Genomic DNA, 10,667 nt, shown 5'->3' with positions numbered 1-10,667 from the left:
TATCCGGCACAGCCCTCCTTTTCTTTAAAAATCCCCGCCCTTTTCCTGTTATAGAACACAAAAAAAGAGCATATGGCTCTGACCATTCGTACACACGAAATGTTGAAAACATATAGTATAGTAGAAAAACAGCTTTTCGACAAATTCCACAAGTTGTGGACAACAATCTACACAAGCTGTGTGAAAACAATCCACAACTTATCCACAGTTTGTGGATAAAGAGAATGGGCTGGATAAGTAATTAAGAGTTAAAACACAAATATAATATCAAATTAAGCGAGGACTTGCAATGGTTCTCGTAATCTTATCCACAAACCTGACAACTTGTTGAAAAATCTTTGTCCACAGGGGTTAGCAATGTGAAAATGTTGTCGATAACGACTGTGGATATTAAAAAAAGGCCAAAAAATTATCCACATGTCGTTTTTCCGGGGGAGCGCGGCTTTTTTTTGCGTTAAAAAAAGGAATATGAAAAATAAGGTTTCTAAACTGGTTAAGGTATGTTATCCTATTATGGTTGTAAGAAATAAAAGCACTGCTGAAGTTGACAATGAATAGGCAGCACAAATATAATAAGTAAGACTGTCTTTAACAGCTATTCCTCGAGGGAGGTGTCATAAATGAAAAGAACATTCCAACCGAATAACCGTAAACGCAGTAAAGTTCATGGCTTCAGAAGCCGTATGAGTTCAAAAAACGGTCGTCTAGTATTAGCACGCCGTCGCCGCAAAGGCAGAAAAGTATTATCAGCTTAGGCCACTGAATAATGTCAGTGGTCTTTTTTCACATTAAGAGAGTGAGATGTCATGCGTCGCCCGGTACTGGAGAAATTTCTTCAGTATTCCGGCGGCCCGTTTTTTTTAGATAGTAATAAAAGTTTCTGCGAGTGAATATCGGAGTGAATTAAAGTGAAGAAGCGAAATCGGTTAAAGAAAAATGAAGATTTTCAAAAAGTGTTTAAACGCGGAACGTCTATGGCAAACCGCCAGTTCGTGCTGTATACGCTTGATCAGCCGAAACAGGAAGAGCTCCGGGTAGGGCTTTCTGTCAGTAAAAAAATCGGCAATGCCGTCGTGCGCAATCGGGTGAAGCGGTTAATCAGACAGGCTGTTCAGGAGGAAAAAGAGCTGCTCAAGCCGAAAGATTTTATTATTATCGCAAGAAAACCCGCCGGCGACCTCAGTTTTGAAGAAACGAAAAAGAGTCTGCAGCACTTATTCAGAAAAACCTCATTATATAAGAAATCTTCGTCAAAATAGCTCATATTTTGTTTTCTTCACGTTTTTAAAAGCGCTTCCTTTTATTTGGCGAAAAATGAACGCCATTTGAAACTGAAAGATGCTAAAATACATACAAGGTTCATAAAGATTGGTATAGGAGGAAACGTTCTTGAAAAGGAGAATATGGTTACTACTGAGTATGGTCGGTATGCTCGTGCTGCTGGCCGGGTGCTCGAGTGTGAAAGAGCCGATTACGGCGAATAGTCCGCATTTCTGGGACAAATATGTTGTGTATCCATTGTCAGAAGTCATTACGTACGTAGCGAAACTGACGGGCGATAACTATGGTTTATCGATCATCATCGTTACGATTTTAATTCGTCTGCTGATTCTGCCGCTGATGATCAAGCAGCTTCGAAGCTCAAAAGCGATGCAGGCGCTGCAGCCTGAAATGCAGAAGCTCAGAGAAAAATACAGCTCTAAAGATCAAAAAACGCAGCAGAAGCTTCAGCAGGAAACGATGGCCCTGTTTTCAAAGCACGGGGTAAACCCGCTGGCGGGATGTTTCCCGATCCTGATTCAAATGCCGATTTTGATCGGATTCTACCACGCCATTATGCGTACGCAAGCCATTTCACAGCACAGCTTTTTATGGTTTGACCTAGGAGAGAAGGATCCTTACTATATTCTTCCTATCGTTGCCGGTGTGGCCACTTTTGTCCAGCAGAAGCTGATGATGGCCGGAAATCCGACTCAGAATCCTCAAATGGCAATGATGGTATGGATTATGCCGATCATGATCATCGTATTTGCGATCAACTTCCCGAGCGCGCTTTCTCTGTATTGGGTAGTCGGAAACCTGTTTATGATAGCTCAGACATTCCTTATTAAAGGACCTGACATTAAACATGATCCGGAAACGCAGAAAGCGGGAGGAAAGAAAAAGTGAAGAAGGTGACTGCTGCGGGACGGAATGTCGAAGAAGCAGTTCAATCAGGCCTTCAGGAACTTCAACTGACGAAAGATCAAGTAGAAATAACGGTGGTGCAAGAAGAATACAAAGGGTTTTTGGGTATTTTCGGAAAAAAGAATGCGATCGTAGAACTGGAAGAGAAAAAAAATCCTGTTCATGAAGCGAAAGCGTATTTGGAAGAAATCATACATTCCATTGCCGGACCTTCTGAGATTGTTACGGAAGAAAACAAGAAAACAGTCTGTTTTCACATTAAAGGTGAAAAAGCGGCGCTGCTTATTGGCAAAAGAGGACAAACACTCAATGCCCTGGAAACATTGACGCAGCTTGTTTTGAACCGCGGCTCCGGCCAGTATCGCCAAGCCGTTGTCGACGCTGAGAATTATCGGCGGAAAAGAAGAGAAATTCTGGAGCAGCTGGCAAACAGGCTGGCCAAGCAAGTGTCGAAAACGAAAAAAGATGTGCATTTAGAACCGATGCCGTCAGGTGAAAGAAAAATTATCCATGACGCGCTGTCAAAGCATCCAAATATCAAAACGTTTTCTACCGGTGAAGGCCGGTACCGCCATCTCGTTATTTCCCATAAAGATAGCAGAAAACCGAAGTCCGGGTAAAATCGGAACTTCGGTTTTTTTATTGGTAAAAATGGCTCTATTCCTAAGGAGAATCGCATTTTTGGCGTTTAAGTTTTTTCTTTTTCGGTCTATGCTGTTGATAAAAAAGGTTTTAGGAAATAAAATTAATTGTTATTCACATGTGGATAAGTTAAAGTAATAAGGGATGAATTTCTGCCTTTGTGGATAACGTATCTTCCACTTCAAACCAAACTATGTTATCTTTTAATTTTGGCGTAAATAAAATTTTTTATATAGATGGAAACAGAGATAAAGAGAGGTGAACAGCATGGATACAATTGCAGCGATTTCAACTCCGATGGGTGAAGGCGCGATCGCGATCGTTCGGCTGAGCGGCCCGGAAGCCGTAAAGATCGCCGACAAAATGTACAAGGGTCCGAAAGGCAAAACGCTCAGTTCGGCAGAATCGCATACCATTCATTACGGGCATATCGCGGACAGCACGACGGGACGGATTATTGAGGAAGTCATGGTGTCTGTTTTAAGAGCGCCCAGAACATTCACAAGGGAAGATGTCATTGAAATCAACTGTCACGGGGGTATTGTGACGGTTAATCAGGTGCTCCAGCTTGCTTTAAGAGAAGGTGCGAGACTGGCAGAACCCGGTGAGTTTACGAAGCGCGCATTTTTAAACGGACGGATTGACCTTTCACAGGCGGAAGCGGTGATGGATCTGATCAGGGCCAAAACGGACCGTGCCATGAATGTCGCCATGAACCAGATGGAAGGACGGCTTTCCGCGCTTGTCCGCCGTCTGCGTGATGAGTTGTTAGAAACACTTGCCCATGTTGAGGTTAATATAGATTATCCGGAATATGATGACGTCGAAGAAATGACGCATCAGCTTTTAGTGGAGAAGGCAAGCGGCGTGAAGAAAGAAATCGAGGCGCTGCTCCGTACGTCTGAGCAGGGGAAAATTTTGCGTGAGGGACTGTCTACCGTGATCATCGGCCGTCCGAACGTCGGAAAATCCTCTCTGCTTAACAGCCTTGTCCATGAAACGAAGGCGATCGTAACCGATATTCCGGGAACGACGCGTGATGTGATTGAGGAATATGTCAATGTCCGAGGCGTGCCGCTTCGGCTTGTCGATACCGCCGGAATCCGTGAGACAGAAGACATCGTCGAAAGAATCGGTGTGGAACGGTCACGGCAGGTTCTGAAGGAAGCGGATCTCATTTTGCTTGTGCTTAACCACAGCGAAGAGCTTTCTGAAGAAGATGTGAAATTGTTTGAAGCGGTTGAGGGAATGGACGTCATTGTCATTATGAATAAGACGGATCTTGAGGCTAAGATTGACGCTGAGCGCGTCAAGGAACTGGCGAAAGGCCGGCCTGTCGTCACGACCTCATTGCTGAAAGAAGAAGGCATTCAAGATTTAGAGGAAGCGATTCAGTCGCTATTTTATACAGGAGCGATCGAAAGCGGAGATCTCACCTATGTCAGCAACACCCGTCATATCTCGATACTGCATCAGGCAAAGCAAGCGATTGATGATGCGCTGAACGGAATTGAACAGGATGTTCCGATTGATATGGTGCAAATTGATTTGACAAGGTGCTGGGAGCTGCTGGGCGAAATCATCGGTGATGCCGTCCACGAAAGCTTAATTGATCAGCTCTTTTCACAATTTTGTTTAGGTAAATAAAAGGGAGGAAAAAACCATGGGGTATGAAGCAGGCCAATACGACGTGATTGTCATCGGCGCCGGGCATGCCGGTGTTGAGGCTGCCCTCGCATCCGCGCGCCAGGGAGCCAAAACGCTTGTTTTGACGATCAATCTTGATATGGTTGCGTTTATGCCATGTAATCCGTCTGTCGGCGGCCCCGCGAAAGGGATTGTCGTCCGCGAAATTGATGCGCTCGGCGGAGAAATGGCTAGAAATATAGATAAAACGCATATTCAAATGAGAATGCTGAATACAGGAAAAGGTCCGGCCGTACGGGCGCTGCGTGCGCAGGCGGATAAATTCCAATATCAGCACGAAATGAAGCATACGCTGGAAAAAACACCGAATTTGACACTTCTTCAAGGGATTGCCGAGCGTTTAATCATTGAAGACGGAGAGTGCCGCGGTGTCATTACGCAAACCGGTGCTGAATATAAGGCAAAAACGGTCGTGCTGACAACCGGAACGTATTTAAGAGGGCGGATCATTCTCGGTGATCTGTCTTACTCAAGCGGTCCGAATAACCAGCAGCCGTCTATTAAACTTTCTGAGCACTTAGAGGAGCTCGGTTTTGATCTCGTCCGTTTTAAAACGGGTACGCCTCCTCGTGTCTCAAGCGATTCCATTGATTACAGCAAAACAGAAATCCAGCCGGGGGACCCGGTTCCGCGCGCTTTCTCATATGAAACGGTTGAATACATTACCGATCAGCTGCCTTGCTGGCTGACTTACACGAGTCCTGAGACTCATGAGATCATCGACAGCAACCTGCATCGTTCGCCAATGTATTCCGGTATGATTAAAGGAACGGGACCGAGATACTGCCCTTCGATTGAAGATAAAGTCGTTCGGTTTAATGATAAACCGCGTCATCAGATTTTCCTTGAGCCAGAAGGCAGAAATACGCAGGAAGTATACGTTCAAGGTTTATCCACGAGTCTTCCTGAGGACGTGCAGCAGCGGATGCTGGCGACCATTCCGGGACTGGAAAAGGTGCAGATGATGAGAGCCGGATACGCGATTGAGTATGACGCGATTGTACCGACGCAGCTCTGGCCTACACTGGAGACGAAAAAAATCCCTAACCTGTACACGGCCGGTCAAATTAACGGTACATCAGGTTATGAGGAAGCAGCCGGGCAAGGAATTATGGCAGGGATCAACGCAGGCCGCAAAGCGCTTGGAAAAGAAGAAGTGATCCTCAGCCGTTCCGATGCTTATATCGGTGTATTGATTGATGATTTGGTAACGAAAGGAACCAATGAACCGTACCGTCTGCTGACTTCACGGGCGGAATACAGACTGCTGCTCCGTCACGACAACGCGGATCTTCGTCTGACGGAAATCGGCCACGATATCGGCTTAATTTCTGATGAGCGCTATGAAGCGTTTGAGAAGAAAAAAGCGGCGATCGAGGCGGAGAAAAAACGTCTCTGGTCTGTTATTATCAAGCCGTCTCCTGAGAATCAGGAATATATCCGTTCACTCGGCGGAAGCGAGCTGAAAGACGGAGTGCGCGGCACAGATTTAATGAAACGTCCGGAAATGAATTATGAAACAGTGACAAAACTTGCGCCTGCAGATTCTCCGGTGCCGCAAGATGTGGCGGAACAAGTGGAAATTCAGGTGAAATATGAAGGATATATCGAAAAATCCTTGCAGCAAGTGGAAAAGCTGAAGAAAATGGAAAATAAAAAAATCCCTGATCGGATTGATTATGACGCCATTAAAGGAATTGCTACTGAAGCCCGTCAAAAGCTGAAAGAAGTGCGTCCTTTATCAGTTGCTCAAGCGTCCCGTATTTCCGGCGTCAATCCGGCAGACATTTCAATCCTGCTGGTATACCTGGAGCAGGGCCGTATTGCCAAGGTAGCTGAATAGAAAGGATGACGGCATGAATATAGAGGAATTTACATCCAGTTTAGCGGAGAAAGGGATTTCCCTTTCTGACCGCCAGCTGGAGCAATTCGAGTTGTATTACCGGATGCTCGTGGAATGGAACGAAAAAATGAATCTGACATCTATCACTGAGAAAAAGGAAGTTTATCTCAAGCATTTTTATGATTCGATAACGGCGGCATTTTATATTGATTTTGAAAAGGTTACCACTCTTTGTGATGTCGGCGCCGGCGCCGGTTTCCCAAGCCTGCCCATCAAAATCTGCTTCCCGCATCTGCATGTCACCATCGTCGATTCACTGAATAAGCGGATTACGTTTTTGGAAACTCTCTCTGATGCTTTACAATTAGAGCATACGACATTTGTCCATGACAGAGCGGAGACATTCGGACAGCGGAAAGACGTACGGGAAAGCTTCGATCTCGTGACGGCCCGTGCGGTGGCGCGTCTGTCGGTCCTGAGTGAGCTTTGTCTGCCGCTGGCCAAGAAAAACGGCGTATTTGCGGCACTAAAAGCAGCAGCAGCTGATGAAGAGCTGAAAGCGGGGCAAAAGGCGATTAAAGTATTGGGAGGAGAGCTTGAACAAGTTCATTCCTTTACACTTCCTGTTGAAGAAAGTGAACGGAACATCATGATCATTCGTAAGACGAAAAGCACTCCGAAAAAATATCCGAGAAAACCGGGTACTCCAAATAAATCGCCAATTGAAGGGTAATTTAGACAGCCTGATGTGACAATTCCATCATATTTTCTGCAAAATTGATGAAGATACAGCAGGAAAAACCATGAGAAAATAGAATTATAAAAATGGCAGTTTTTAAAGGTGGTGTAGGTACATGAAGCATTCATTCTCTCGTTTCTTCGGGTTTGGTGAGAAGGAAGAGGAACCGGAGATAGCTGAGCATGATACAAACAAAGAAGAGATACTCGAAATACCGGTACATGCTATCGTTCCCAACCGTTTTCAGCCACGCACCATTTTCTCAGATGAAAAAATCAAAGAGTTAGCAATGACTATCCATACACACGGCATCATTCAGCCGATTGTTGTCAGACATACAGAAGATGAAGGACAATATGAGCTCATTGCGGGTGAAAGGCGCTGGAGAGCGGTACAGACGCTTGAATGGGAGAAGATTCCCGCAATTATTAAAGATTTTTCTGATACGGAAACAGCATCTGTCGCTTTGATTGAAAACCTGCAAAGGGAAGAATTGTCCTCCATTGAGGAAGCTCATGCGTACGCAAGGCTGTTAGAACTTCATGATTTAACACAGGAAGCCTTGGCGCAGCGCTTAGGAAAAGGCCAGTCAACGATTGCGAACAAGCTCCGATTGTTAAAGCTCCCGGAACCCGTCCAGGATGCGATTATGGAGAAAAAAATTACGGAACGTCATGCAAGAGCACTGATTCCGCTCAAACAGCCGGAGTTTCAGGTCACATTGCTTGCGGAAATCATTGAGAAAAGCTTAAACGTCAAGCAGACGGAAGACAGAGTGGTGAAAATGCTTGAACAGAATAAGCAGAAACCAAAGCCGAGACGCAAAGCGTTCAGCAGGGATACAAGAATTGCGATGAATACGATTCGCCAGTCCTTGTCCATGGTGGAAGACAGCGGCGTCAGACTGAATACTGAGGAAGAAGAATTCGAAGAGTACATTCAGCTTACCATTCGGATACCTAAATAAAAACTCTCCTGATCAGCAGGGGAGTTTTTATTTAGGTCAAAAAACTATTTTGAGATAATAATAGATGTATTCTGCACTATGTATTATAAATGTAAAATTTTATCTTTTTTTGTCGTGAATTGTCTTTTTACAGTCAAAAAAGTCACTTTATCGGAGAACTTATATTAGAAAGTGTCTTTTTCGTTTACATTTTTTTCACTTGCTGATAAACAAATTATGAAAAAAATAAAACGCTTTACTCTTTTTTTGATAAGATAGAAACAAGACAGTATATGTTCATGTGAAGGTAGGTGACATCGTGGGAAAAATCATAGCAATTACGAACCAAAAAGGCGGAGTCGGGAAGACGACGACTTCTGTTAATCTGGGGGCTTGCTTGGCTTACATAGGTAAAAGGGTTCTTCTTGTTGATATTGATCCGCAGGGCAATGCAACGAGCGGATTAGGGATTGAAAAAGCCGATGTGGATCATTGTGTGTACGACATTTTAGTAGATGATGCAGATGTTACAGATATTATTAAACCGACTTCAGTAGAGAACTTAGATGTCATTCCGGCCACGATCCAGCTTGCGGGAGCGGAAATCGAATTGGTTCCGACGATCTCACGGGAGGTCAGGCTGAAAAGAGCATTAGAATCAGTGAAACAAAATTACGATTACATGATTATTGATTGTCCTCCGTCTCTCGGGTTATTAACGATTAATGCGCTTACCGCTTCAGATTCAGTCGTTATCCCGGTTCAGTGCGAATACTACGCTCTTGAAGGATTGAGTCAATTATTAAATACAGTTCGGCTTGTGCAAAAACATTTAAATACCGACTTAATGATAGAAGGAGTGCTTCTGACGATGCTTGATGCCAGAACGAATCTCGGCATTCAAGTGATAGAAGAGGTAAAGAAATACTTTAGAGATAAAGTGTATCAAACCATTATTCCTCGAAATGTCCGTTTAAGTGAGGCGCCGAGTCACGGCAAGCCGATCATATTATACGATCCGCGTTCGAGAGGTGCGGAAGTATATTTAGATTTAGCAAAGGAAGTGGCAGCGAATGGCTAAAGGCGGGCTCGGAAAAGGGATTAACGCGTTGTTTAATCAGGTTGATTTGTCTGAAGAGACAGTGGAAGAGATTAAAATCAGTGATTTACGTCCCAATCCTTATCAGCCAAGAAAACAATTTGACGATGAGTCATTAGCTGAACTGAAGGAATCCATCATTCAGCATGGCATTCTTCAGCCCATTATCGTGAGAAAATCATTGAAGGGCTATGATATTGTAGCCGGCGAACGCCGTTACCGCGCCGCAAAACTTGCCGGTAAAGAGACAGTGCCGGCTATCGTGCGGGATTTATCTGAATCGCTGATGCGGGAAATCGCTCTTTTGGAAAACCTTCAGCGTGAAGACTTATCACCGCTTGAAGAAGCTCTGGCATATGACTCACTGCTGAAGCATTTGGATTTAACCCAGGAACAGCTCGCTAAACGGCTCGGAAAAAGCAGGCCTCATATTGCCAACCATTTAAGACTGCTGACACTGCCGGAAAGCATCCAGAACCTCATTGCAGAAGGTACGTTATCCATGGGACACGGCAGAACCTTGCTTGGTTTGAAAAATAAAAACAAGCTTGAACCGCTTGTGAAGAAAGTGGTTGAAGAACAGCTGAACGTCCGTCAGCTTGAGCAGCTGATTCAGCAGTTAAATAACAATGTTCCACGTGAAACAAAGAAAAAAGAACCTGTTCAAGATGTGGTGTTAAAAGAGCGGGAATCGTATTTGCAAAATTACTTCGGAACAACAGTAAATATTAAGAGACAAAAGAAAAAAGGGAAGATTGAGATTGAGTTTTTCTCAAATGAAGATCTTGAACGTATCCTAGAACTATTGTCTGAAAGAGAAGCGTAAAAACCATCTTTTTAAAAAAAGATGGTTTTTTATATACGTCTTGTCAGCTTATGAAACGGACTGAGCCGTTCCTGCCGGCCTTCTGATTTATCTGTCAGCTGTAACCCCTCTGCTAAAACATTTGCCATGCTCATAACAAGATGAAGCCTCGTATTCTGCAGGACAAAATACTCCATAAACCCGCTGACATTGACGATTCCATTGATATGGACGTCACCGATTTCAGGAAGATCTTTTTGAACACCTGCTCCGGGCTTCAGCGGCCCATCGCCGATTTGAAATGACCCTACGCTTTTGACGCGGCCTAAACAAGCATCAACCGCTATAATAAACGGATTTTTATGTAGATGTTGAATATCTTTCAGCTTGTCTTTCATATTGACGGCGTGAACAGGATCTGACAGCGTGCCGTAAACGTGCAATCTGCCTAAATTCATTTTTTCTAACTTTGTTCCTACGAGCGGACCTAATGAATCTCCGGTCGACCGATCTGTGCCGATACACACGGTGACTAACGGTCTGCCGGCTGCTTTACGTAAAGATGAAGTAAGGATCGCTTGTATTTGATTCGCAGCAGAAGAATCCGTATGAGATACATATTGTTTTGCCCGTTCTTGAGAAAAAAGCCCGCCTTTTCGATTCATAAGGTTCACTTCCTTGTCATGTCATACGAGTATT

At 44.3% G+C, this 10,667-nt stretch carries 11 protein-coding genes; 10 read left to right on the top strand and 1 reads right to left on the bottom strand.

Annotation, left to right across the window (positions count from 1 at the left end; genetic code table 11):
* The first annotated feature begins 620 nt into the window (after window positions 1–620).
* The 10 genes from rpmH to NYE42_RS20365 all read left to right on the top strand — a co-directional run bounded on the left by rpmH (window position 621) and on the right by NYE42_RS20365 (window position 9,989).
* Entirely contained in the window at window positions 621–755 is a 135-nt protein-coding gene (rpmH, locus tag NYE42_RS20410; protein ID WP_003178075.1) for a 50S ribosomal protein L34, read from the top strand.
* 153 nt (window positions 756–908) lie between these two features.
* Window positions 909–1,259, top strand: a complete 351-nt coding sequence (rnpA, locus tag NYE42_RS20405) for a ribonuclease P protein component (RefSeq protein ID WP_004392944.1) — start codon at window positions 909–911, stop codon at window positions 1,257–1,259.
* 160 nt (window positions 1,260–1,419) lie between these two features.
* On the top strand, window positions 1,420–2,169 hold the full coding sequence (gene spoIIIJ, locus NYE42_RS20400) for a YidC family membrane integrase SpoIIIJ (RefSeq protein WP_007409906.1): 750 nt from the start codon (window positions 1,420–1,422) through the stop codon (window positions 2,167–2,169).
* Window positions 2,166–2,807: an RNA-binding cell elongation regulator Jag/EloR gene (gene jag, locus NYE42_RS20395; protein WP_052828068.1), complete on the top strand. Its 642-nt coding sequence runs from the start codon at window positions 2,166–2,168 to the stop codon at window positions 2,805–2,807. The genes spoIIIJ and jag overlap by 4 nt, the downstream gene beginning before the upstream one ends.
* Window positions 2,808–3,096: 289 nt before the next feature.
* A complete protein-coding gene (gene mnmE / locus NYE42_RS20390) occupies window positions 3,097–4,476 on the top strand; it encodes a tRNA uridine-5-carboxymethylaminomethyl(34) synthesis GTPase MnmE (RefSeq protein WP_007409903.1) in 1,380 nt (459 codons plus the stop codon).
* A 16-nt stretch (window positions 4,477–4,492) separates the two neighbouring features.
* Window positions 4,493–6,379, top strand: coding sequence for a tRNA uridine-5-carboxymethylaminomethyl(34) synthesis enzyme MnmG (gene mnmG, locus NYE42_RS20385; protein ID WP_007615086.1), 1,887 nt, complete (start codon window positions 4,493–4,495; stop codon window positions 6,377–6,379).
* A 13-nt stretch (window positions 6,380–6,392) separates the two neighbouring features.
* Entirely contained in the window at window positions 6,393–7,112 is a 720-nt protein-coding gene (gene rsmG, locus NYE42_RS20380; RefSeq protein WP_007409901.1) for a 16S rRNA (guanine(527)-N(7))-methyltransferase RsmG, read from the top strand.
* Window positions 7,113–7,233: 121 nt separating this feature from the next.
* A complete protein-coding gene (gene noc / locus NYE42_RS20375; protein WP_007409900.1) occupies window positions 7,234–8,085 on the top strand; it encodes a nucleoid occlusion protein in 852 nt (283 codons plus the stop codon).
* Window positions 8,086–8,383: 298 nt separating this feature from the next.
* Window positions 8,384–9,145 carry a sporulation initiation inhibitor protein Soj gene (gene soj / locus NYE42_RS20370; protein WP_007409899.1) on the top strand — a complete coding sequence of 254 codons (762 nt, stop codon included), beginning with the start codon at window positions 8,384–8,386 and terminating at the stop codon, window positions 9,143–9,145.
* Window positions 9,138–9,989, top strand: a complete 852-nt coding sequence (locus NYE42_RS20365; RefSeq protein WP_004392966.1) for a ParB/RepB/Spo0J family partition protein — start codon at window positions 9,138–9,140, stop codon at window positions 9,987–9,989. Before soj ends, NYE42_RS20365 begins: the two co-directional genes overlap by 8 nt.
* 29 nt (window positions 9,990–10,018) lie before the next feature.
* Here the strand turns inward: NYE42_RS20365 and yyaC are convergent, their stop codons facing one another.
* On the bottom strand, window positions 10,019–10,633 hold the full coding sequence (yyaC, locus tag NYE42_RS20360) for a spore protease YyaC (protein ID WP_004392969.1): 615 nt from the start codon (window positions 10,631–10,633) through the stop codon (window positions 10,019–10,021).
* Window positions 10,634–10,667: the final 34 nt, after the last annotated feature.

Source organism: Bacillus sp. FSL K6-2865 (assembly GCF_040311405.1).
Classification (GTDB): domain Bacteria; phylum Bacillota; class Bacilli; order Bacillales; family Bacillaceae; genus Bacillus; species Bacillus velezensis.
This window is presented reverse-complemented; position numbering and strand designations above follow the sequence as displayed.